The 24,513-nt window shown below is 38.2% G+C and carries 16 protein-coding genes; 12 read left to right on the top strand and 4 right to left on the bottom strand.

From position 1 onward, the window contains the following. Positions 1–14: 14 nt before the first annotated feature. Positions 15–1,181, bottom strand: a complete 1,167-nt coding sequence (locus tag IE199_RS12925) for an efflux RND transporter periplasmic adaptor subunit (RefSeq protein WP_189771149.1) — start codon at positions 1,179–1,181, stop codon at positions 15–17. A gap of 119 nt (positions 1,182–1,300) precedes the next feature. Between IE199_RS12925 and IE199_RS12920 the strand changes: the two genes are divergently transcribed. The 9 genes from IE199_RS12920 to IE199_RS12880 all read left to right on the top strand — a co-directional run bounded on the left by IE199_RS12920 (position 1,301) and on the right by IE199_RS12880 (position 14,640). After that, entirely contained in the window at positions 1,301–2,287 is a 987-nt protein-coding gene (locus tag IE199_RS12920) for a LysR family transcriptional regulator (protein WP_189771147.1), read from the top strand. Between the two features lie 151 nt (positions 2,288–2,438). Then, positions 2,439–6,605, top strand: a complete 4,167-nt coding sequence (locus IE199_RS12915; RefSeq protein WP_189771145.1) for a hybrid sensor histidine kinase/response regulator transcription factor — start codon at positions 2,439–2,441, stop codon at positions 6,603–6,605. A 215-nt stretch (positions 6,606–6,820) separates the two neighbouring features. Continuing rightward, entirely contained in the window at positions 6,821–8,935 is a 2,115-nt protein-coding gene (locus IE199_RS12910; RefSeq protein WP_189771143.1) for a PKD domain-containing protein, read from the top strand. Positions 8,936–9,106: 171 nt separating this feature from the next. Next, complete coding sequence (locus IE199_RS12905) at positions 9,107–9,862, top strand: hypothetical protein (RefSeq protein ID WP_189771136.1); 756 nt, start codon at positions 9,107–9,109, stop codon at positions 9,860–9,862. Positions 9,863–9,952: 90 nt separating this feature from the next. Beyond that, entirely contained in the window at positions 9,953–11,011 is a 1,059-nt protein-coding gene (locus tag IE199_RS12900; RefSeq protein WP_189771134.1) for a sensor histidine kinase, read from the top strand. After that, on the top strand, positions 11,001–11,801 hold the full coding sequence (locus IE199_RS12895; protein WP_189771132.1) for a LytR/AlgR family response regulator transcription factor: 801 nt from the start codon (positions 11,001–11,003) through the stop codon (positions 11,799–11,801). Before IE199_RS12900 ends, IE199_RS12895 begins: the two co-directional genes overlap by 11 nt. Positions 11,802–11,905: 104 nt before the next feature. Further along, positions 11,906–12,292, top strand: a complete 387-nt coding sequence (locus IE199_RS12890) for a BlaI/MecI/CopY family transcriptional regulator (RefSeq protein WP_229854700.1) — start codon at positions 11,906–11,908, stop codon at positions 12,290–12,292. Next, positions 12,293–13,567: a M56 family metallopeptidase gene (locus tag IE199_RS12885; protein ID WP_189771128.1), complete on the top strand. Its 1,275-nt coding sequence runs from the start codon at positions 12,293–12,295 to the stop codon at positions 13,565–13,567. Between the two features lie 164 nt (positions 13,568–13,731). After that, a complete protein-coding gene (locus tag IE199_RS12880; RefSeq protein WP_189771126.1) occupies positions 13,732–14,640 on the top strand; it encodes an alpha/beta hydrolase family protein in 909 nt (302 codons plus the stop codon). A 70-nt stretch (positions 14,641–14,710) separates the two neighbouring features. On the opposite strand, the gene IE199_RS12875 is transcribed toward IE199_RS12880, so the two are convergent. Both IE199_RS12875 and IE199_RS12870 read right to left on the bottom strand, forming a co-directional pair. Beyond that, positions 14,711–15,274 carry a lipid-binding SYLF domain-containing protein gene (locus IE199_RS12875; RefSeq protein WP_229854699.1) on the bottom strand — a complete coding sequence of 188 codons (564 nt, stop codon included), beginning with the start codon at positions 15,272–15,274 and terminating at the stop codon, positions 14,711–14,713. 124 nt (positions 15,275–15,398) lie between these two features. Beyond that, positions 15,399–16,316: a DUF2268 domain-containing putative Zn-dependent protease gene (locus IE199_RS12870; RefSeq protein ID WP_189771125.1), complete on the bottom strand. Its 918-nt coding sequence runs from the start codon at positions 16,314–16,316 to the stop codon at positions 15,399–15,401. Positions 16,317–17,130: 814 nt separating this feature from the next. On the opposite strand from IE199_RS12870, the gene IE199_RS12865 reads away from it, so the two are divergent. Next, entirely contained in the window at positions 17,131–20,403 is a 3,273-nt protein-coding gene (locus IE199_RS12865) for a TonB-dependent receptor domain-containing protein (protein ID WP_189771123.1), read from the top strand. Between the two features lie 67 nt (positions 20,404–20,470). Here IE199_RS12865 and IE199_RS12860 read toward each other — a convergent pair whose 3' ends face one another. After that, positions 20,471–21,058 (bottom strand): GNAT family N-acetyltransferase, encoded by a 588-nt coding sequence (locus IE199_RS12860; RefSeq protein WP_189771121.1) that lies wholly within the window; start codon positions 21,056–21,058, stop codon positions 20,471–20,473. Between the two features lie 183 nt (positions 21,059–21,241). Between IE199_RS12860 and IE199_RS12855 the strand changes: the two genes are divergently transcribed. Further along, positions 21,242–21,835, top strand: coding sequence for an HD domain-containing protein (locus tag IE199_RS12855; protein WP_189771120.1), 594 nt, complete (start codon positions 21,242–21,244; stop codon positions 21,833–21,835). A gap of 255 nt (positions 21,836–22,090) precedes the next feature. After that, positions 22,091–24,286 carry a PKD domain-containing protein gene (locus IE199_RS12850; RefSeq protein WP_189771118.1) on the top strand — a complete coding sequence of 732 codons (2,196 nt, stop codon included), beginning with the start codon at positions 22,091–22,093 and terminating at the stop codon, positions 24,284–24,286. Positions 24,287–24,513: the final 227 nt, after the last annotated feature.

The following is a 24,513-nucleotide window of genomic DNA, read 5'->3' as shown; positions in this document are numbered from 1 at the left end:
CCTCGAAGCAAGCCTTAGCGCGCTGCTAAGCTTGCTGTACTTTGGGATTCGTCAATGGTTAAAGTCACAGCTGATAAGTCTAACGTTACTTGTCGTGGAGTAATTGGCATGCCTGGACCAACTTTAGCGGGCCCATTAACGGCGACAACATCACTGAGGTTTAAACCTTGCTCAATGACTCTATAGCTGCCATAACGTTCACCCACTTCAACAAGTTTGTATTCCAGCACGTTGTCATTATTGACGGTCAATACAAATCGGTTTTTTAAATCTGTACCTATGGCACGATCAGGTACCAAAATTTTGCTTTTGATATCGCTAGAGGCAATTTGTAGTCGCGCAAAAGCACCGGGTTTTAAGTCACCATTGGCATTGTCAAACGTTGCTCTAATACGCAAGGTACCTGTTGAAGCGTTAATACTGTTATCAACAAAATCGACATAACCCAAATTAGGTTGATGCGTATTTCCTGTCAGGTTTAAATTGACGGGTAACGGGGTGTTGGAGGTGACATGGCTAAACTCACTGTTCCAAGTGCGCTCGTCGATATTAAAATAAGCATACATTTTGTCATCAGCAATAATGCGAGTTAACTCGCTTTGGTTGGCGGTAACATTATTGCCCCGTGTGATGTCTGCTCGAGAAATCATGCCGTTTATAGGTGATTTAACTTCAGTAAATGCTAAGTCGAGCTCAGCAGATGTTAATTGTGCCTTTAACGCGAGTAAGTTGGCGTAGCTTTTTTTGGTCTCTGCAACTCGTGCTTCAATTTGCTCTTGAGCAATAGCGCTGTTTTTACCCAAATTTACTGCACGTTTTTCCTTGTTTTTAGCTTGTTCTAGTGTCGCTTGTGCACTAAGAATTTCAGCTTTTAGTCGTTCAACTTCTGCTTGAAAAGGTCTAGGGTCAATTTTAAATAATATATCGCCTTGATTAACACCTTGTCCCTCCTTAAAGGATATTTGTTCAACCACGCCAGACACTCTTGGCATTAAGGTAACAACCTCGGGAGACTCAAGTCTTGTCGTATAAGTGTGCCAACGCTGTACTGCTTGGTAAGCTACAGGTGCAACATCAATCGCAGTAGGCGATTGTGTTGTTTGGTTTTGTTCGGTTTGTTGTTGGCAGCCAACTAAAATCAGCGCACTAAAAATGCCAAATACAATGGGTTTAATTCTCATGTTTACGCTCTCCATTTATGATGGCTAATATGTTATGCAATAAATTGTTGCGTATTAAGCATGTAAAATGAATTACAATGTTGCTATATTTGCACCAATAGGTGGGGAAGGATTGTTTAATGGATACTGCTAGTCGATTACTATTATTGTTGGAAGTGACGGAACGTGGCTCATTTGCCAAAGTAGCTGAACATCAAAATATCGATCGTTCGGTTGTTTCCAAGCAAATCGCCAAATTAGAGAAAGATTTAGGGGTACGGTTACTCAATCGCACTACACGTTCGTTTTCCATTACTGGTGCTGGTAATGAAGTGCTTCGAAAAGCGCAAGAGTTAAAAGCGCTGTTAAGTGAAACACATCGATTGGCAGAAAACTATCATGCAGAGCCTAAAGGGACGTTGAAAATTACCAGCAGCAATGTGATTGCATCAAGAGTAATACAACCGGTGATCAATGAATTTCAGCGTCGTTTCCCGCTTGTTAATATTGAGTTGCAGATTACCGATCAGTTGGTAAACATTGTTGGTGACGGTGTTGATCTGGCTTTTAGGGTGGGGGAGTTAAAAGACTCGACACTAGTTGCACGTTATTTGGCGAGAAATCGCTTATTGATCTTAGCGACCCCTGATTTTATCGCACGTTATGGCGATCCGACGACAATTGAACAATTAGCAAAGTTACCTGCAGCGTGTTACGCGAATTCAACTATTCGTGTTAATTACATTGATTATTTTGACGATAACAATCAGTCAAGTCGTATGATGATGAATGCTAACTTTTATGCTAATGATATTGAGTTAATTCAGCAAAAGGCCTTGTCTGGCGATTGTTATTATCTAGCACCTGCAATGCAAGTTAGCGATGAAATTTCGACAGGGAAACTAGTGCCAATAATGCAGCAACTTAAACTGAAAGATTTTGCAGCCATTTATGGGGTTTACCCTCATAGAGATTTACCACTAAGAACTCGTTTGTTCTTCGATGCCGTGAAAGAATTTATCGGCGATAATAAGCCAGTTTGGGAAAGCAATATTCCTAATTTTGAATATATGTATGGCAATGAAAATCGAGCCCAGTGGCATCCAACGAATATAAATTTGTTGTAATACTAGCAGAACGCAACTTATTAAACTTTAGCTGGTAAGTGTTGTTAACAGTTTGTAACTTTAATATTGCAATTTGTTGAATTTATTCGTTTAACTTATAACTAAATTGTATTAGCATCTTGAGCAGTTTTAACTGTTAAGTTGTCACTCAGTGATCGAATCTCCTATTTACCAAGCAAAGTTTTTTATCCGTATTTTTCTTTTACTGATTCTTGTATTTTGTTCACCTTCAAAAGGCCAGACTTCCAGTACAGTTGAGTTTAAAAAACTAGGACCGCCTTTTTTAAATTATAAAAAGTTGGACAACGTTGGCGTTGGCTTAGTCAGTACCATTTTACATGATAGTAGTGGCTTTATTTGGCTGGTAAACAGTGAAGGGTTACATCGCTTTGATGGCCAGTCGATGACGTTATTTCCAGGTCTAGAGCAATTTGCTAGCCCTCATGTTGAATTTATAACCGAAGGTCAAGATGGGCGAATTTGGATAGCCACATACGATAAAGGCGTTGCCGTTTTTGATCCAAAATCAACGCAGTTAACTTTTGTACCACTATCAAAACACTTACCACAAGCGTGGCAAGAGCTTGAAAAAATTCCACCCGTTGGTGGCATAGTCATTCGTAACGGAGAATTGTTTGTCGCCATTAAAGACCGCGTTATAGTCATAGATGAACAATCCTTTAGCCTGAAAAAAGTTGTCGAAACATCAGTAGCTGAGTCTGATTTGATTACACGGTTATTGGTTACGTCAAATGGTGAAATTTGGTTGAACAGCTACCACGGCTCTGGTCCTATGCGTTATGACGGTGAAGTTTGGCACAGTTATCATCATGATAAAGATGACAAAAGTTCAATCAGTTCTCGTATGGTAGTTACCTTCTTTGAAGATAGTAAACAGCGAGTTTGGTTAGGCACTTACGAAGGATTAAACTTGTTTGATCCTGCCACTGAAAAGTTCAAGCGATACGCGCCATATGAGATTGGCAAGAGCGAAAACCTTGTTAAAAATATTGTCTCGTCAATTGCCGAAGATGAACAAGGTGTTTTGTGGTTAGGTTTGTATGAACAGGGCCTATTCACATTTGATCCTGATAAGGAAAGCTTCTTTTTTATGCCCCCTGTGAAAGGCATTGAGACCAGTATTTTATCCAACCAATTCCCTTCTTATAGTAAAAGTGTTTTTGTTGATCAACAACATACGATTTGGGCGATAACGCGAGAAGGCATTAGCAAGTTAAGTCAACAGAACCGACAGTTAGCACAATGGGTAAATACCACAGAAGAAAGCTGTTTACCCCGATCAATGTACGAAAGTCACCACGGGCTATTTTTCGCCTGTGATAACAAATTGTTTTTAAAACAAGATGATCAATTTTCTCTGATCAAAACCTTCACCGACAGGGAACAAAACATCAAAGTTGATGCTCGTGCTATCGCGGCAGGAAATGGCGACAACATATGGGTGGCGACCAATGTTGATGGTATCTATAAAATTAATTTGAAAACCAAATCAGAAAAACACTATCAATTTAAAACAAAAGTGCAAAATAAGTTTGCGGTCAATTTAATCTGGTATCTGGCGTTTGACCAACAAGATCGGCTTTATGCCATGATGGGACAACACCCAGAGCATGCAGGTGGTGCAATACTGATTTACAACGAAAATACCGATAGTTTTGATATCGTCAGCACAGGCTTTAAAAATACTCATTTTATTGATGTTGACGAAAAACGTTTACTAATAAACCGGGCATATAGTAAAGAACAACAAAACTTATTTTGGTTTGATAAACACCAAAAAACGCTCCAACCTCTGGCAGTAAATACCGGTGAAATTGGCGCTATGGTTAAATGGAACAATCAAATTATTGTTGCGACTGAGCACTTAGGTGTGATGAGTATTAATGTCAACACTGGCGCAGCTGAAAAAGTGACAACTGACATTGACGATGTAGTGCTTGGTTTTTATGTAATGCAAGATAAGCTTTTTGCGTCGAGTAAAAAAAACCTTTATCAGATGACACTAGACAAAACTTTTAGCGCAGAACTGAGCTGCATTACTTGTACTTTATCTATCGATTTACCTGAGCTCAATCACCATCAACATGGTCAGTTGTATTGGTCGCAAAGTTTTATGTCTAGTTTAGGGCATTTTTATGCTTTTACTGACAATAGCATTTTGTCGATACCAGTAGATAAGCTTAATCAGCCAGAGATTGATGAGCAGTTGACGTATACAGAATTAACAGCCATGGGAAAGAAGGTATTACCCAACAGAGAAAATAAACATGTGTTGTTAACGGAATCGATTGAACGCGCAACAGCATTAACTATTTTACCTAATACCTCCTTATTGTCTTTTAAGTTTACTAAACTCGGTGCATTACAGCCTGAAAAAATTCAATACGCGTATCAACTCAATGGGCTAAGCGAGGAATGGATAACAACAGAAAAAGGCACAGGTGCAGCTACCTTCTCGTTATTACCGGCAGGTAATTATCAACTCAATATTCGTTCAACTGATGCGCTTGGTCATTGGCTGTCAGATAAAAAGTCTTTAACAATTAAAGTGCTAGCACCATGGTATCAAACGGTTTATGCCTACGTGTTTTATGCTTTTGTTGCGGGCTCTATCATTTTGTGTTTTTCATGGTTATACCACCGAAAAAAGCTGGCTGAGAAGGATTATGAAAATGCACACGCGTTAACGGCGGCAAAGGAGCGACTATTTGCTAACCTGTCACATGAGTTTCGAACGCCATTAACCTTAATTTTAGGACCAGCAGACGCCATTAAAAAACAAGCTCAACAGGATGTTGTCACACGTAACGTTAATCTCATTGAACGAAACGCTCTAAAGTTGTTATCAATGGTAGACCAGCTCCTGCAACTGGCTAAAGTGCGTGAACAACACGAAGAAGATGTCAATGAACAGCATGTTAAATCCATTTGTGACGCGGTTGTTGAATTGTTCTCTGCTTTAGCACAAGAGAAGTTGATTGATTTTCAAGTGAGCATAGAAGTGCAAGATAATGTTTGCTTGTTTGGCGTAAATGAGGCGTTGGACACGATACTACATAACGTATTAAGCAATGCCTTTAAGTTTACGCCTGCGGGGGGCAAGGTATCCTTTTGTGTCTTTTTGCAAAAGCAGCAAGTAGCAATAACGATTGAAGATAGTGGATGTGGTATACCAGAACACGAATTAGGTCACATCTTTGAGCGTTTCGCTCGTGTTGAAAATCAGGGTGCAAATGTAGCTGGTACCGGGATCGGGCTGGCTTTAGTCAAGGAATTAGTTAACAAGCTTAAAGGGCAAGTGTTTGTCGAAAGTACTGTAGGCCAAGGTACTAAATTTGTTTTAACGTTACCTATTGTCTATCAAGAGTTTGATGTCTCAAAAATACCTGACAAATCAGTTACCGATAAAACGCATTTGAAACCTGATACAGCGTCGATTGAACTTTCTTTGCCAGTTAATGAGATGCCTGAAAGTGCTCACTCGTCAGCTGATGGAGATAAATCGGTCATTTTGGTTGTAGATGATAATCCAGATATTTGTCAGTTTTTGTATGACTCGCTGATTAATGAGCACGATGTCGTTACGGCAGTGGATGGCAAACAAGCGATTGAATTTGCATTGATACATAGCCCGGATTTAATTATTTCTGATGTAATGATGCCGCAAATGGACGGTTTTGAATTGCTTAGTCAAATCAGGGACAACATGGCGCTATGTCACATTCCCATCATTTTACTAACTGCCAAAGGAGATGAAGATAGTAAATTAAAAGGTCTTTCTGAACTTGCGGATGATTACATCACTAAACCATTTAAACCGGCACAGTTACATGCACGCATTCAAAACTTACTGGGGTTGCGCGCTATTATACGCCGTAGGTTAGAGGCACAATTTAATGGTAATGAAAGGTCAAATAAAAATGTGTCGCATCAAGAAAATGAGCATATAGATAACGTTTTTCTAACAGAAAGAGATGAGCAGTTTATTGAGAAACTTCAGGCGTTATATGAACAGCTGCACAGCGACACAACCTTAAATTTAGCGACGATTGCAGAGAAACTAGCGATGAGTGAACGACAGCTTCAACGAAAGTTAAAAGCGTTAATTGGAGCGACATTTAGCGAATCGTTACGTGACTATCGTCTAAGTCAAGCCAAAGACTTATTATTTAAAGGTGAACAAGTTGCTGTCATCGCCGATAAAGTCGGTTTTAATTCCAGCAGCTATTTCGTTCGATGTTTTAAAGCAAAATATGGCACTACACCGAATGATTTTCGAAAAAAAGCTCATGCTTAAAATGAAAAAATCGATAATAAAACTATTTGATTAAATCTGTGTGACGAACATCTTATATTTTCAATAAATTGTCACATATTTGTGATAAGTTGTCGTGATTTTGATACAAATTAATCTTTATTTTTCAGTAGAATAGCACGCTTATGTCGCCCGAGTTTAAAAACGGGACTTTTAAATAATCATTAAATGAAGCTTATCTATTTAAAGGAATATAAATGATCAGTAGTACCCAAAAGCTTAGTTATTTAACTTTATGTTTGTTTGCTGTCGGCTGTGGTGGAGGAAGTAGTAAAGATAAAGATCCTCAACCTTATAATTCTGCGCCAGTTGCTCATATCACGATGGAGAAAACTCAATTTGCTGAAAATGAAGCTATCACTTTCAGCGCAGAAAAAAGTCAAGATCCTAATGGTGATAAAATTACTTACCAGTGGCAGTTAATTGGTCAAGGTGGTGAGACATTAGCATTGGAAGATGTTGAAAGCGAAACAATACAATATACCCCCCAACATTTTGGCACTTATTCCATTGAATTGACTGTTAAAGATGACAAGTCAGCAGCAGATAAAATAACGCAAAACTTTATTGTCATTCCTTCAGAAGACGATTACCCAGTTGCATCAATTGATGCTAAAAGTAAGGCAAAAGTGGGCGCTGTGCACTGGTTTACAGCCGAAGATAGCCGTGCTGCTGGTGATGACCGAGTAATTTTTGATTGGCGATTAAAGTCTAAACCTGAAGGCAGTAATGCTGAAATGCAAAACGGCAATCAAGTTAAGTCGTATTTTGTTGCTGATAAACCGGGTAATTACCAAGTTATCTTGGTTGTTGCCAATATTGCCAATGAGCTTTCATCGACCAGTACTTTTGATGTAGAAGTAACAGAATTAACAACAAATAGTGAACCTGTAGCAAACATAACGTCTGAACAACGTGAATTCTCACTAAATGAAGTTATTCAGCTCAATGCTTTAAATAGTTTTGATGCTGATGAAGACCTGCTGTCTTACCAATGGCAAATAGAAGAGAAGCCTGAAAACAGTAGCGCAGAACTTTCTGTTTCAGAAGACACTTATGCTCAGTTTAAAGCTGATGTTATCGGTGAATACCGTGTCAAGTTACAGGTAGCTGATAAAGAAACAGATGACGAAACAACTTTGTCAATTAAGGTTACCGGTGATAACGTTGCCCCTGTTGCTAATGCTGGTCCAGATGTCATCAGCGCACTTGATGTACCTATTATCCTTGATGGACGTGCCAGCCAAGATCCAGAAGGCCAACCTCTGCAATATGAGTGGTCTTTACTTAACCGTCCTGCAAATAGTGAATATGAAGGTTTGCAACACATTACGCTACGTGACGAAGCTTACTTTGAATTTTTACCAGACGCACTTGGCTTGTATACTTTACATTTGCGCGTATTTGATGGGCAAGTTTACTCTAAAGTAGACACCTTGACGGTGGAAGTAACCGAGAATCAAAAGCCTGTTGCACTATTACCTGACAACATCGTAGTAACTGACGCTGGCGTTGTGACTATTTATGGTACTGACAGTTATGATCCTGAACAACAAAACCTAACTTATAACTGGCAATTTAATGATGTACCAGCAGGGTACAACGGCCAAATTAGCCATGCTAATGGTAAGGCGACGTTTTTCCCAACGGAACTTGGTACTTACACTGTACAGCTTATTGTTAATGATGGTCAGCAAGACTCTGCGCCTGTAACTATGGTTATAGAGAGGCAAGAAACGCCAACATACATGCGTGAAGTCAGTGGAAGACTCGTGGACTCTGGTGGCAATCCTATCGTCAATGCTCGTGTTGGTGGCATATTGCAGCAACGAACTTCGACAGACAGCGATGGCAACTTTTCTTTAACCTTTTACAGCCATTATCTTGGAGCCAATCTTTCATATATAAGCTTCAACATTGATAATAAAATAATCGGTATGAAACGCTTAGCAGAAGAAAATAGTGAAACCCCAATTAATGCTGGTGATGTATTGCTACCTGTATTGCAAAGAAAAGACATAACGCTTACTGCTTGTGAGGGTTACACAGGCCCTACAGAAACTACAGTGTTATTTGCTCAGCGACAAGATGGTTATAACGGGGCTAAATTCTTAAAACCTGCACATGCTAATTTAACAATCGGTGCTGAACCTGTAGAAATACAATTGCCAGCCTATGCCGTATTGTCACTTCGGGCATTTCAAAGTGCTGCAACGGTAACAGAAACACAAAGTGGTAAAGACTTTATTACACATACATTCCAAGCAGATGATTCGAAGCAAGATTCATTGTCGCTGACTATATGTAACTAATAAGCTCATCAAAAGATATAAAAAACGGCTTCGTTATGAAGCCGTTTTTTTTCATCTAACTTTATTGGCCATTTACCTGCGGTTATCAATCATTTTCCTTAGCTCATAGGAATCAAGTCGCGAATAGTTGTTTGTTTCATGACAATGAATCCACTACGAAGGAGATTGTCTATGAACATTGAAAAAGAAATTAAACTTTTAAGAGTTTTAACTGCGTCGTGTATGGGGATATGTTTGTTATTTGGTTTAACGGGCTTCAAAGCAGACAACAGCGCAAAATTTGACACACTAGATGTCGAGCGAATTAACATTGTTGAGCCTGACGGCACTGTAAAAATGATTATTACGAACGTCGCTAGGTTTCCCACCGGTAAACAGCAAGTAAATGGCAGAATATTAAACGAGTCACGTAAAAAGCGTTCTGGTATGTTGTATTTTAATGAAGAAGGTATTGAAGCTGGTGGTTTTATTTATGACGGTAGTAAAAATGAAAAAGGGCACAGTGCAGGCATGTCGTTAACCTTTGATCAATACAATGGTGATCAGGTATTGCAGCTATTAACTACTGACAGCCAAAGGGGCGATCAACGCTATATTCGATCTGGTATTATGTTTAATGATCGTGCAGAGCACGAAACTCAAGATACCGTTAAAAAGGTGATGCAAGAATTATCACAAATCACTGATAAACAAAAACGTATCGACAAAATTAAGTACTATGAAGATAAAGGACTTATTGGCGGTGCACCTCGTGTTTTACTAGGTAAAACAAGTAGTAAGAATAATGGATTGTTTTTGTTTGCCAAAGACGGAAGCCCAAGAGCTCATTTTTACGTCGACGATAATGACCAAGTAAAATTAGAAGTGCTGAATAAATCAGGCGAAGTAATAAATTCATGGCCGACGGTTAAATCGACAGCGGATTAAACCAACAAACCAATAGCACCTTGCGCTGGCATCGGTTACTCTTAGGTAACATGTCAGCGCAAAATTGTTGAAATATAAAGCTAATTTCTAATGTTTCCTGTATTTAAATCTATCAAAAATGCTTTTTGCATCAACCGTATGTTTTTGCTGTTTATGTTTATTTATAGCTACCTAGTTGTTGTAAAAGGGCGCATTAGTTCAAGATCAGGCTTTGATTGGTATGTGTTAACACCTGAGGGGCCATTAGCCACTTTTATTAGTGGAATTTTTACCATCGCTTTACTCAAGTTATTTATGCAATATTTTGCTATTGAGAAAGAACTAAAAACCTCCCTAAAAAATTATATCAAGTTATTTGCATGCACTTTAGCAACGAGTTTATTGATTGGAAACCTGTTAAGTTTTGCAATAGCGTTACTGTTTAATAATATTGAAAGAAACTTTAATCAAGTTACTTTCGTCGCAAGCAATTTAAGCAGCGTGATTGATTTCGCATTTTTTGCCAGCCTGTATTTAGCGTATGACTTCATCAATAAAGCAGCTTCGTATCGCGAAAAAATTGCGACCTATAATGCGCAACTAGCCGAAGTAAAATTGCAACAAGTGAGGGCTCAAATAGATCCTCATTTTATTTTTAACTGCTTGAACACCCTTGATGAGCTAATTGAGCAAGATAAAACGATCGCCAGTGACTACCTCAATGAGTTTGCCGATTTATATCGTTTAGCTATTGAACATAGTGGTAAAAGTTTAGTGCCATTAAAGCAAGAAATTCAGTTTGCAAAGCTCTATTTTCAATTAATGCAGCAAAGGTTGCCTACTGGCTACACGTTAAACATTCAAGAGTATTGTTCTTTAACGAAAAAAGTTATCCCACCGTTTACTTTGCAACTGCTGGTTGAAAACGCTTTATTGCACAATAAAGCAGACAAACAATCGGGAATAGCAATTTCTATTGATATTGATTCCAATATTTGGGTGTCTAATACATACTCTCCTTTAGCCATACCCAGAAAGGGCTCAGGAACAGGGTTGACGAATATTGTTGAGCAATATCAATATCTAACAGAACAAAGTGTCAATGTTTCACAGCAAAATGGCGTGTTTTGCGTCACATTGCCACACCTAGAGCAAGATAATGATGTATAAGATTTTAATTGTCGAAGATGAGCCATTAGCGGTTAAAAAATTAAAACGACTCATTGATGAACTGGGTGAAAACTTTGAAATAATTGCCACGTTAGATTCCAATCAGCAATTGCTAGATTTTCTAGCCACAGAGCCAGCTATTGACGTTATTTTTTCTGATATTGAACTAATCGATGGACCAGTATTTCAGACATATCAACAAATCACACCGCAATGCCCAGTGATATTTGTTACTGCTTATAATCAATATATGATGAATGCTTTTGAATCGAGCGGCATCGCCTATTTATTAAAACCATTTAACCTAAAAAAACTTGAACAAGCTTGGCATAAGTTTATACGGCTGACTGCAAGTATGGAGTCGCCAGACACAGATCGCATCACAACAAATGAACATAGCACATTGAGCCAACTAAATAGCTTATTAGCTTCAATGAATACGTTGCAAAGCTACACAGAAAGATTTGCAATAAAGTCACCACATCACATTTATTTTTTAGACGTAGGCAATATTGCTTATATTCAAGCTGATGGTGGAGTGATCAGCGCTTTTGACACAAACAACAAAAGACATTTTCTCCCATTTAGTTCATTACAAAAGCTCGACGAACAATTAAATCCAGCACTCTTTTTTCGTTTAAATCGCAGTGAATATGTACAGCAAGCACATATTGAGAAACTAGAGCGCTACAGCAAAAATTCTTTAATGGTTTATTTAAAGTCTCCTGCTAAAACGCTGATAACTAGTCAAAGTAGAACCGCTGCATTCACTAAGTGGTTAGGCATCTAACCGCAACTAAGTTCTTACAATAAGCTGTTTTCAACATAAGTTTGAAATTTATCTTGTATCTCTACAAATGTAGATATATGCTATATCTACATTTGTAGAGATACGTGATCGATTTTATGTCATTATCCGATTTTGAGCTGGAAGTGATGCAATTGTTTTGGGTACATAAAGAAGCATCTGCGCCACAAATCCACAAACTAATAGAACAAAAAAGAGCCGTGAAATACACCACGGTGAAAACTATTATTGACCGACTAGAGAAAAAACACTCTTTAAAAAGAAGTAGAACAGAAGGTAGAACTATTTTCTATGCCCCTATCAGCGAAAAGCAAACGGTTAGCACGCCATTAATCAAAGAATTTATCAACAAAGTCTTTTTAGGAAAAAGTCGCCCTTTAGCTGCACATATTTTAGAAGAAGAAGAATTAACGCTTGAAGACATTGAGTACTTAGAAACCTTATTAAAAGAAAGAAAAAAGGATCTGAAGTAAATGGAGAGCTATTTTCAAATTAACTTATTTACTTCATTGTTAGTACTTGCTGTGGTGAAGTGGGGCAAGGGCAGTAATCAGGCAAACTTCAGTTTACTTAATTTTGCCATCCTCGCTTGGTTTGTGCCTTTTGCCTGGCTGGCTCAAATACTACCTTCTGACATATTAATACAATCTTTTGTAATCAATCAGCAAGTAACAAGTGAATCCACAACCGCTGTTGCTGCAATCCCTACCATTATCGACGTAGCAGAGTTATTAGTTGGCGCGTTGTTAACTTGTTGCCTTATCGGCATCATGTTGTTTATTAGCCAAATTATTTCTGCACGAAACTTTAACAAATCGTTATTAAATGATGCTTCGCTTGTTTATGACGCCAAGCTATCGGCTATGCATCAAGTAGATGTTTACTTCAGTGACATGGTCACCACAGGCATCTTGGTTGGGGTTAAACAACCAAAAATTGTAATTGCTAAAAACATTCAATCAAGTAGACAAATTAATGTCATCGTCGCCCATGAAAAATCGCATTTGGCTCATCAAGACAATATTAAATTATTACTACTTGGCGGCGTTCAATGTGTATTTTGGTGGAACCCAATAGTGAGATACCTAGTATCACAAAGTCGTTTTTACATTGAAGCTTTATGCGATCAAAGAACGGCGGCACAACTTGGAGAAAACGAATATTTAACTAACTTAGCTGAGCTTATCTTAACGAGGCAGGGATCAACACAAAATGCGTTTGCAAGTACGATCACTGCAACTAACAAACATAACATGTCGAGACTTAAACTAATCAAGGAGAAAAGAGTAATGACACTAACAAAAAAACTAGCTTATGGATTAACTGCATTCACCGCATTAACGGTAATGACATTTAATACGCTAGCCATGGCAGGTGCTAGTTCACAACTTGCTGATCAAGAAGGTGTGTTAATAGACTTTAATTTACAAGTTAAAAATACTGATGATAAAGGAATAAAAAGAGAATCTACTGCAGAAGCTGCCATTTGGTCTGCTTATGGTCAAACGGCTGGAATTGGGATTGGAGATAACTATCGCTTTCAATATCAAGTTGCTGAACAAGGTGAATATGCAAAAGTTAATATGAAAATTATTGAAATTAATGCTGGTAATGAAAACGTGGTGGCTAATCCAATTTTAACAGTTGCGTATCAGCAAGAAGCTATGATTGAAATTGATAATGCTGACGTATCAGCGACGGCATATACAATAACCTTCACACCAAGCAAGTCAGTTAAACCAGAATAAGTAAATTGCTAAATGTAACATTGGGTTTGTATACCTGATTAATGCAGTAAAAAGCACAACATTATTGAATGTTGTGCTTTTTACTGCATTAAAGCGCTGAAATTTCACCTTAATTTCACCTTAACTTTTTTATTCTTGTTGCATACACATTTGGAGGTAACAAGATGTCTAATAAATTTAATAACAACAATACAATTACAACGAAGGTAATCGCAGGTTTACTTTATGTTTTCTTCTACTTCGCTACTTTTTTATCTTTAAAGGCTGCATCAGCACAAGAAATTCAGCAAAGTTATGATTATAAACCAGTAGTAAATATGAATTTCACTCTAAAAGAAATCAGTGAAAGAGTTTATGAGTTCACTTATACAACTTTTGACGGTGAGCAAGTTAAGGGCCAGTTGAGTTATCCAACTAAGATTCAAGACAAGTACCCTGTATTAATTGGTTTGCATGCCATGGGGAGAAACTATCAAAGGTGGTGGGTTGATGCAATTGCTGGTAAACCTACGGTGACACAGGTACATCAACTAACAGAAATGGCACAGGAAAAAGGCTACGTAGTTGTTGCAATAGACGCTAGACATCATGGGGTTCGAAAAGTTGAGGAAAAGTCGTTGAAAAGCATTATGCATAAATTATGGAACTTAGACGAAACTGATGACTATATTGATATGATAAGCAAAACCACGATTGATCATCGAGTGCTGATTGATTGGGTGGAGCAACAACCACAATTTGATATCAACAACATTCACGTTGCAGGGTATAGCATGGGAGGGCAAATTAGCTTATTACTTGCTGGTGTAGATAAGAGAGTTAGTAATGTTCTGTCGATTGTACCGCCTAACAATGATGAAGAATTAGCACTTGTAGCACCAACTAACATAGTGCACAGATTAAATAAGCACAAAATATGGATGGTAAGCGCGAATGACGATAAATATGCGAATAAACAGCAAAATAGTGACCTGTTTGACAAAATTGCAACTAAGAATAAAAAACACATAACCATAGATAGCGGTCATATTTTACCAGCAGATTATGTAACGCAAGTGGCAGAATGGTTTTAATACCAATTGGTAAAACTTCTTATTCGACTTATTAAAAAGGCAGCGTAAGCTGCCTTTTTACATGTGATTGTCAGTTTAATTCTTTATCTTTCCAGAACTTAGTACCTTTAATAGTCGCTTGAAGAGCTAAGCCACTTTCAGTTAGTGTGTAAACGGTCACATCACCATAATAGGCTTCACCTTCAACTGAACCGCCTTTTTCACCTGCTTTAGCTGCAGCATCGGCATTGCCGCCAAATGTCCAACCCGACTCAATAAAGTTATTCATGGCCTTTTGAGTATGGAAAACCATGACAATTCGGTAGTCTTTTACTCCTAATCCTAAACCAACTCCGCCTTCTGCCATATTCATATAGGTATACTTACCAGTAGCGTTATTTTTTACTGCGCCATAACCTGTACCAGCGGCCATAAAAATCAGGTTTATATTTGCATTTGAAAAAACAGCGTAACCTGGAGCAGCGTTAATTTGGCTGCGTGTGTCGGGTTTTTCTTTAAAAAGCCGAGTTAACACATTATCTTTCATTTTTAAAATTTCAGCTCTTTTTTCGCTGACGGGTGCGTCGCCCATAGAAGCACAGGCGTTGAGTAAAAAGACAGTTAGTAAAACGAGTGACGTACGAAATAAAGTCATTATTTCTCCATGTGTTGTTGTGAATTAATGTGCTAAAAATTCTCACTTAACCAAGTATAGGTTAAAAATTACTATACGCGTTTAGCACAAAACTATCTAGTTGACGTGCACAAAACAAAATATTCTACGAATTAGAGTTTAAACCTTGGTAGCCGCTGACGGCTAAAATAGCTTGAGGATCTTCTAATTTTAGCAGTGTTTGAATAGCCAAAGCTTTGTCATTACTTTTGTCATAATACGATTGCACAATCCTTTTTCCTATCCAGTAGCCCATGTCTTTAGGCCATTCATTTCCAGTTTTACCATACATCCAAGGTTTTAGATCTTTTCCATCCATTGCCTGTTGAAATGCGAGCCAAAGTTGCCTTTCATGTTCTAGGCCATATTGATGACGCACTTGCTCTGATTTTGCTATTTTTCCAGTAACTTTATTTGCAATAAAGTCAGCAAAACCTTCTCTAATAGCTTGTGATAATAAAGAAAAGCGCTGCTTTTCAAGTTTCGGCTGGCGGGCTTGGTATACGTGTACTATTTCGTGTACGACAAAATTAAGGATCTCTTCCTCAGCTTGCTGCTGAGTCTCAGCAAAGCGGCAAATAACTTCTATGCCCAATACTAGGCCTTCACCACTTGCGGTACCACCGGAATTATTTCCACCAAAAACGATATAGGTGGCAGCGCTTTTGGGTTGTTTAAGAAGCTGTTGCACTTCAGCTAATTGTTTAACTGATATATCAGAGATGTTTCTTGCTGCTGGAAGACATATTTTTAACGCCTTTTTGTATGCGTTTGGTTGTTGGCTAATTTTAGCTGCAAGATTTTCAGCGCTCTTTATACGGTGAGGGGTAAAAATTTCAATACCTTTGGTACCAGGAGCTATATATTCTTTTTGTAACTGCTCAGGACTAGGCAAAGGGTTGATTTGAAAAAGTGAAGAAAACCTTTCGGCATCTTCTAATACGTAATTGTTTTCTTGTATGGCAAAGCATTTGAAACTTGTTAACGTAACAATGAGCGTTGCCAATATCGAGTAAATCTTCATATTAATGATAAGTTCCTGAGTAAAATAAGTAACGTTTTCAACGCGTTATATTGGTTTAATGCACTAAAAATAAATAAGGCATTATAGGAAAGAGTGATTCAAAATAGACTTAGGCGCTAACCACAATCATTTAACCACTTATCTACTTCAGCACGAACATTCATCTTTTACCGTAATAAAACCCCAATTTACGACACCAAAAAGTAAAGTTAAGTAAGACTGTTAGGTTAATTAATGAGCTTTTTTGCGGCTGAAAATTACATTTAAGTTACAAATGTAAGGGGAATTAATATAACTCATTGTATTAAAATGAAAACTAGTAATTTTACAAATGTAACTTTGTGTTTACATTCTTTGGTGGTGAATAAATATTCATTAATGGTTTTCTGTTATAGTTACGAATATTGTCGTAATGTTTTGTTGGGGTGTGTTGTTTATGTTCACCTGTAGCTCATCTTTGTTAATTGTTATTTTCTTTTTGTTTTACTGGTAGTTGATCTTGAGGTCTTTATTCGTATGGGTTGTTGTGTTTTCTTTGTGTGAAGGTAGTGTCGTGCTGGGTGCTCGAAAAAATAAAATTAGTTGGCTTTTTTAGTTTTAACTGCTTTACGACGATTGTTTTCGTAGACTGTTTGGGTGTGTTTTTATATGAGGGGATTTCTTATAAATATTAATGTGGTGTTTGAAAGTGTTACAGTTTGATGATAAAAATATTACAGGCTTGTTACAAAAATAAGTCGATATTAACAAATAGAATTATATTAAAAAAACAGGACACAAACATTCATATTAATTACAGGGAATCTCTAAAATCATGAGAAAATTAAATCTATTGACTGCGGCAATTAAAGTTGCTTGTCTTTCTGCCGGTATAAGCACTTACGCTTTTGCAGCAGAAACCGAAGATAAAAAAGCAGAAGAGGAAAGTATTGAGCGCATTTCGGTTACTGGTTCTAAAATTGCTCGTCCAGGCACTGACACCATTCGCCCGTCAGTGAATGTTGATGTAGAGCTATTTGAAAAACGCGGCTTTACCAACGTTGCAGATGCATTAAACGAAGCGCCAATGTTTGGTAATGGGGTTGATCCCAATGGAGCCAGTGACAACGGCTTTTCTGTTGGTCAAAACTTTGTTGATCTATTCGACTTAGGTACACAACGTACTCTAACTTTGGTAAACGGCCGACGTTTTGTTTCGTCAAATGCGCCTACTTCATTTGGCGCAGCAGGTGGTTTACAAGTTGATTTAAATGCAATTCCTGCCGCCTTAATTGAAAACATTGAAATTGTACCTATGGCCGGTGCTGCGGTGTACGGCTCTGATGCTATTGCCGGTGTTGTCAACGTTCAGCTAAAAGATGACTTTGAAGGTTTTGAGTTTTCAACTACTTTAGGTCAAACAGATGAAAGTGACGGAAAAACACGTCAGTTTCAAATTGTAACAGGGACAAATTTTGATGATGATCGCGGTAATATTGTATTTTCAGTCGAACATTCCCATCAAGACGGCATGCTAAGAAGTGCACGTCCTGCTTACACGTCGCAAGACTTAACTTGGCTAAATTATGGCGGATTAGATTTAGACGGTGATGGTGTAAATGATGATGTCGATGGAGATGGTGATCCGGATTCATTTAGACGTTTATCTCCATTTCCACAAGTTGTTCAATTATTAACTGCTGGTGGTGCTATCGCTCCTCCAGGTAGCTTTTTTGCACCTTCTGTTGGTCGTGGCCAGTTAGCAGATGGTAACTTCTACCAATTTAACCCTCAAGGTAACCTGGAAACGTGTGAACCAGGGGAAACACCAGCAGGTTCTATTTTCTTTGCATATGGTGGTACTTGTGGTGAAGACTTCTTTGACCAAGTATCCCAATTAAGGTCACCATTGCAGCGTACAGTTATTTCAGTAAACAGCCACTATGATTTTAATGACAGAGTAAGATTTTCTCAGGAATTTAATTACTTAAACTCAAGAGCAGAAGAATTAGTAAACCAAGGGGGCTTTCAAAGTTTTCCATTCCCTGGAACCTCTAGTTTTGTAACAATGGATATTGATAATCCATTTTTAACAGATCAAGCTCGTGGCGTATTGTCTGCTAATGGGTTAAACACGTTTAGTTTAAACCGTTTTAACAACGATATTGTTGGTGGTGGTAAAGATGCTACAGAAAACCATACGTGGCGATACTACGGTGGCTTTTCTGGTAACTTTGAGCTAGGTGAACGTTATTTTTCTTGGGAAATTGGAGCGACCTTTGGTAAAGCAGATATCGAGTCTCGTGATGCTGGCATCATAGATGGTAGATTTATTAATGCTATTGATGCTGTTCGACTAAGTGCTGACTCGTTGGCGCCTGTCGTCGAGTCGCTAATGGAATCAGGCTCTGACCTTAATGGTGATGGGGTTATTAACACTGCTGACGCCCTTGCGCATTTTAACGCAGCAGGCGGAAGTGGCATTGCTTTAGCAAGCTTAAATGATATTGTCTGTCAGGTGAATATCGACAACGCAGCAGGCAACTTATCGGATTTCAACAAACCAGCTTCAGGCAGTGGTATTACTGATGAAGATCTTCCATATGTGACAGGTTGTATGCCGTTAAACTTATTTGGACAAGGTGTAGCCTCTACTGAAGCTTTGGCATTTATTAATGGCGGCCCTAACATTACGTCGTCAAACATAGATCAGCGTGTAATTACCGCAAGTTTATCGGGTGATTTAATTGAACTCCCTGCTGGTTGGTTACAGTTTGCTGTGGGCTATGAAGCGCGCCAAGAAAAAGGTGATTTTACTCCTGGTTTGGGCACGACATTGGGTGTTACTCGTTCTTCTCCATTTGTTAGAACGCAAGGTCAGCTTCAAACCAAAGAGTTTTTTGCTGAGTTATTAGTGCCATTAGTTTCAAATGACATGGATATTACAGGTGTTCATCTATTGGAAGTTGAAGGTTCAGTTCGTAAGGTTAATAACAAAGTAACTGGCCCGAATGGCTTTAATAATGACGAAGATGTAACGGCGTGGGAAGCAGGTCTTCGCTATTCTCCTGTTGAAGATGTCGCACTTAGAGGTACAATCTCTAACGGTATAAGAACACCATCTCTTGTAGAGTTGTTTACACCTAAAGTTACAGCATTCGTCGATGGTGTGGATCCATGTGATAATCGTCATGTTAACAATGGTCCTAACCCGGATGTACGTCGTGCTAACTGTATTGCTGACGGTATTGCAGACCCTGATAGCTTTACGTCTAACATTACTAATGCAACAATCAAAGGTTTTGCACAAGGTAACCCTGATTTAGTGGCAGAGAAGTCAGAGTCTTATACATACGGGGCGGTAATCACACCTCGTTGGGTAGAAGATTTAACAATTTCAATCGATTACTATAATATTGAAATTAAAGATCGCATTGAATCGTACGACTTCGCACTTCTAGCAGAAAGTTGTTACGATGCAACGGATTTCCCAAATGTAAGTGCATGTAATCAGTTTAAGCGTGATCCTGAAACAGGTCAGGTTATTGATGTCACTGAGCTTAATTTGAATGCCGCAACCTCTAACTTTGAATCAATCATTTATAACATATTTTATAAGTTTGACTTAGCGAATGCGTTGTCAGTGTTTGATGAATCTTATAATGACCAAGCTCTAGGTGTATTTGATATTAACTTAAATATGACTAGAAACCTGAAAAACCAATTACAAGCAGTTAACACCAGACCTGCAAACCGCACTGTTGGTGGTTGGGCTCGTCCAGATTTAACAGCTAACTTTGATGTTACTTACAACATTGGTGATTGGCGAGCATTTTGGCGTACTGCATACCAGTCGGCGCCAAACTATAGTGTGACGGGTGATCAATTTTATTTAGATGCAAACGATAGAATCAAATACGAAGGCAAGCCTCGTATTATTCACAATGCTTCATTATCATACTTTATGAATGACAATATGCAGGTTCGTTTTGGTATTGATAATATATTTGAACGTGAGCCTAACCCATCTGACTTAGCTGCAGGCTTCTTTGGTACGGTTGAACGCTTGGGTAGAAAATATACCTTAGCATTTAAAGCGTCGTTCTAGTTTAAAACTAAAACGAGTTTAGAGGAAAAAAGCCATCTAAAAGATGGCTTTTTTCATTAACAGAAGTTTATTGGCAATTAAAACGCATTGTGGTTGCAGCTGAAAAGCCTAAAAGACTTTTTAGATAGGGAAAATGCTCGGTTTTGGTTTCGTAAAATCCTTTTGTTTTATACAGTTTTTTAGCACGCGGGTTAGTATCAATTACATCAAGCCTAACATTTTGGTAGTCATTGTCTTTTGCGTACTCAATAATTGCATCTAATAATTTAGAGCCAATACCTAGGCCTCTATAGTCACTGTCAACAACGATACCATCCATGACTAATTCCTGCGATTGTGCTTCTCGTTCAAACAAACTAAACAGTAAACATGCCTTTAATCCTTTAAGCAGTCCAAGCTCTTTTAGCAGTAATTGGCCCGTCATTGCACTAGTTAGCGAGCCCTTAGTTGTTTGAAAGCCTGCTAATCCAACGATTTTATTTTCAACACGTGCAACATATGAAAATTTTGGCATAAAACTTTTAGCCAGTAATATAATACGCTGGTGCTTATCATTAATTACCGCTGAAAACTTATCACCAAATGCTTTATCATACAGCTGTGCAATTGTTACAGCGTGCTCGAGCGTCCATCCTTGTTCAATTGTAACTTTCATTTAGCATTACCTTGATGAATGATTGACCGTATTTTAACGATAAGTGTCGTTATACTCTGTAAGGCTTTGTATAAAAGTTGTAAGTGGCTTTTTACCTTTCAATTCCACTTCATCTAGCAGTTTCTTTTGATTAACTGTGAGATACTTTCCTTATGCGAAGCTGAGGTTAACTAGGAGATATTAGTGAGTAATCTGCAACAGCAATTAAACTTTGTATTAGAAATTGACCGCTTAAAAGCGGTTTACCGACAAGCCATGGTAAAAAGCGACAACAACAGATTTGAAAATAGTGCTGAGCATAGTTGGCACATCGCACTAACAGCGCAAATTTTGAGTCCTTATGCTGAAGACGGCGTTGATTTACAGCGTGTAACAACCATGCTGTTATTGCACGATATTGTTGAAATCGATGCGGGTGACACTTTTGCCTTTGCAGATCAAACTGCATTAGATGGCCAACCTGAAAAGGAGCTAGCAGCGGCAGACAGAATCTTTGGACTATTACCAGAACAACAATTTATTGAGATCAAGTCTTTATGGCTAGAGTTCGAAGCGGCTCAAAGCATAGATGCGCAATACGCAAAAGCGATTGATAGAATCTTACCCTTGTTACAAAACATCAATAATGAAGGTGGTAGCTGGGTGAAACACGGTGTCAGCAAAACACAAGTGATCAAACGCAACCAATATTTAGAAAAATCTGCGCCTAAGTTATGGCAATTTGTGTTAGAACAAATTGAATTATCGGTAGAAAAGGGCTGGTTAAAACCAGAATAAAAATTCCGCCAGTCGTGTTCATATATAGTAGCTATTTCCTTTAGTTCTTTCTCACTGCCATGGCGTTTGGGCTGACCATTTACGCCAAGGTGGTTCAACATCACATTTTGTCACTTATCTGCAATAATTTGTCACTTTTTTAATACAGAAAATCTTAATTAATTCAATAAAATATGCCTTTCATGCATAACACTTGTAAACAAATGAAATGTTGGCTCAGGTGCATCGAAAATACATTATTGAGGAAAAGGTCGAATGTCGTTAGTAATCGACAAATATAAAAAGGAAACAAATATGGATAGTTTGTGGGTAAAGGTTGTCGCTGTAGCTTTTGCTATAGGTATATCAGGTTGTGGCGGCGGAGGCGGTTCGAATAAAGTTGATACTGGCTCTGTAGCGCAGGTTAATAAAGCGCCAACAGCAAAGATAGAAGCAGATAAATTGGAAATTACTGCTTTTGACGCAATAACAATAAACGGTGATAAAAGTTCAGATCCCGATGGCGATGAGCTAACTTATCAATGGAAGTTTTTTGATGAAAATGGTGTACAAATAGCATTTAGAATTAAAACAGAAAACGGCAAAGCAGTTTATGACGATAAAGTTATTACGAGGCGCTCGTTTCATTTTTATCCTGAAATGTGGGGAAACTATACGGTAGAACTTACGGTAAGTGATGGTAAGTTATCAGATACCACCAAACAAACCATTAAAATAAACCCTCATACTAGAGATTATCCTGAAGCCTCAATCGCAGGTGTTATTACCGGTAAAGTAGGTTCTGTACTTTGGTTTAGTGGTGAACAAAGTACTGGCGCAATTGGCCAACGAATCAACTATAGTTGGCAATTAACCGACAAACCAGATAACAGCCAAGCACAAACGAAGAATGATAACCAACCAAGGGCATTTTTTATACCCGATGTTTCTGGTACGTACGAACTAACACTCACAGTTACACACGTTGATAATAATTTAGATAACAGTACATCCATTATCATTAAAGTAGATGATTTAACGCAAAATACCGCTCCAGTAGCCGTGGTTAAATTTGATGAGCGTAATTTTACTTTAGGTGAAGCGATTACGCTTGATGGCAGTAAAAGTTATGATGCTGATGGAGATGTTTTAACTTATCAATGGCGGTGGGGGGATAAGCCGTCATCAAGCAGTGCAACCCTCTCAACAAATAGCAAAGTGGCTCAATTTACTGCCGATGTAATAGGGCGCTATGATGTAAAATTGCTTGTGTCTGATGGTGTTTCAAGCAGTGAAAAAGTCGCTCAAATTAATGTCGTCAATGTAAATGTTGCTCCTGTAGCTAATGCCGGCACAGATATTACGATGAATGTTAATGACACTACAATTCTCGATGGCAAAGCAAGTACTGATCCTGAAAAACAGCCTCTACGTTATAAGTGGAGTTTGGCATCAAGGCCTGAAAATAGCGGATACAATACTTTAGACAATCCTTCATTAAATACTCGTAGTGATTTTACCTTTCAACCAGATGTAGTTGGCGAGTATGTATTTAACTTAAAAGTTTATGATGGCCAATTGTACTCAAATGCTGATGCCGTTACTGTGACAGTAGTACAAAATACTATTCCCGTAGCGGTTTTACCTGAAGACCTAATCGTTTACAGCGATGACACTGTTGTTATTGATGGCAGTAAGAGTTATGACAGTGATAATCAATCTTTGACTTATACGTGGTCAATAAAAAGCAAACCAACATATTTTTTTGGCCGCCTAACGACTCAGGGTTCAAAAGCTAGCTTTACCCCAACAGAAAATGGCTCATATATCATTCAACTTATCGTTAATGATGGTGAGCAAGACTCTATTGAGGAAACCATGCTCATTGTGCGGGAAACACCTGTATTCACAAGGGTAATTTCAGGGCGATTTGTTGACCAACTAGGGAATCCTATTGCAAATGTTTCCGTAAGTGGTCTACGTGGCAATGAAGTAGAAACCAATGCAAATGGTGAATTTTCACTGACATTACAAAGTGAAAGGGAAAATGACGGTGTATTCAATTCTATTGATTTAATGTACACGTTTCGCACTGAAGTTAACTTAAATTTAATGAACTATGACGAGGGTGATGTTGATTTAGGTGATTTTGTGTTACCTGTTCATCAATGGAAAGAAATCACACTGACCTCTTGTGATGGTTACAGCGGTAGTAGCCAAGTTGGTTTAACGTTCAGAACCATAACACTTGATACGCCACAATTATTGTTCTTAACAGAGATCAACAAACAAGCATCGGTTGACGGAGCAAAATTGAACGTGTTGTTGCCAGCAACTGCACTGACGGGTGTTTATAACACGGAACTAAAATATACGATCAGTACAGATGATGGAAAAGGCACCTTTACCCATGAATTCCAACATGATGATACGCAGCTCGATGTTATTAACTTAACCGTTTGTGAGCCATAACTCATGCGCAGCAAGGGTAGATGGTAACATCATCGCTCTTGCTGCAATTTAAATAAGTATTAAATTCCATTCACTGATACCAAGAAAAACCTATTCACGAAAGAATTAGTACTTTGATCCTAAATTTCTTTTACTATTCTCAGCATTTCACATTGCATAAAGCAACTATTCGACTAAAGTTGTAAAGGAAAAGTTGTTAACAACAAGTAAAGTTAATCGAGCTGTAT

This window comes from Thalassotalea marina (genome assembly GCF_014656435.1).
Taxonomy (GTDB): domain Bacteria; phylum Pseudomonadota; class Gammaproteobacteria; order Enterobacterales; family Alteromonadaceae; genus Thalassotalea_C; species Thalassotalea_C marina.
Note: the sequence above shows the minus strand (reverse complement) of the source record. Positions and strands in the feature narration are given on the sequence as shown.

What these genes read in the sequence shown, in the direction of transcription:
- IE199_RS12925 (WP_189771149.1), bottom strand. Translation starts at nt 1,181, where the DNA reads ATGAGAATTAAACCCATTGTATTTGGCATTTTTAGTGCGCTGATTTTA.
- IE199_RS12920 (WP_189771147.1), top strand. Translation starts at nt 1,301, where the DNA reads ATGGATACTGCTAGTCGATTACTATTATTGTTGGAAGTGACGGAACGT.
- IE199_RS12910 (WP_189771143.1), top strand. Translation starts at nt 6,821, where the DNA reads ATGATCAGTAGTACCCAAAAGCTTAGTTATTTAACTTTATGTTTGTTT.
- IE199_RS12905 (WP_189771136.1), top strand. Translation starts at nt 9,107, where the DNA reads ATGAACATTGAAAAAGAAATTAAACTTTTAAGAGTTTTAACTGCGTCG.
- IE199_RS12900 (WP_189771134.1), top strand. Translation starts at nt 9,953, where the DNA reads ATGTTTCCTGTATTTAAATCTATCAAAAATGCTTTTTGCATCAACCGT.
- IE199_RS12895 (WP_189771132.1), top strand. Translation starts at nt 11,001, where the DNA reads ATGATGTATAAGATTTTAATTGTCGAAGATGAGCCATTAGCGGTTAAA.
- IE199_RS12885 (WP_189771128.1), top strand. Translation starts at nt 12,293, where the DNA reads ATGGAGAGCTATTTTCAAATTAACTTATTTACTTCATTGTTAGTACTT.
- IE199_RS12880 (WP_189771126.1), top strand. Translation starts at nt 13,732, where the DNA reads ATGTCTAATAAATTTAATAACAACAATACAATTACAACGAAGGTAATC.
- IE199_RS12875 (WP_229854699.1), bottom strand. Translation starts at nt 15,274, where the DNA reads ATGACTTTATTTCGTACGTCACTCGTTTTACTAACTGTCTTTTTACTC.
- IE199_RS12870 (WP_189771125.1), bottom strand. Translation starts at nt 16,316, where the DNA reads ATGAAGATTTACTCGATATTGGCAACGCTCATTGTTACGTTAACAAGT.
- IE199_RS12865 (WP_189771123.1), top strand. Translation starts at nt 17,131, where the DNA reads ATGAGAAAATTAAATCTATTGACTGCGGCAATTAAAGTTGCTTGTCTT.
- IE199_RS12860 (WP_189771121.1), bottom strand. Translation starts at nt 21,058, where the DNA reads ATGAAAGTTACAATTGAACAAGGATGGACGCTCGAGCACGCTGTAACA.
- IE199_RS12850 (WP_189771118.1), top strand. Translation starts at nt 22,091, where the DNA reads ATGTCGTTAGTAATCGACAAATATAAAAAGGAAACAAATATGGATAGT.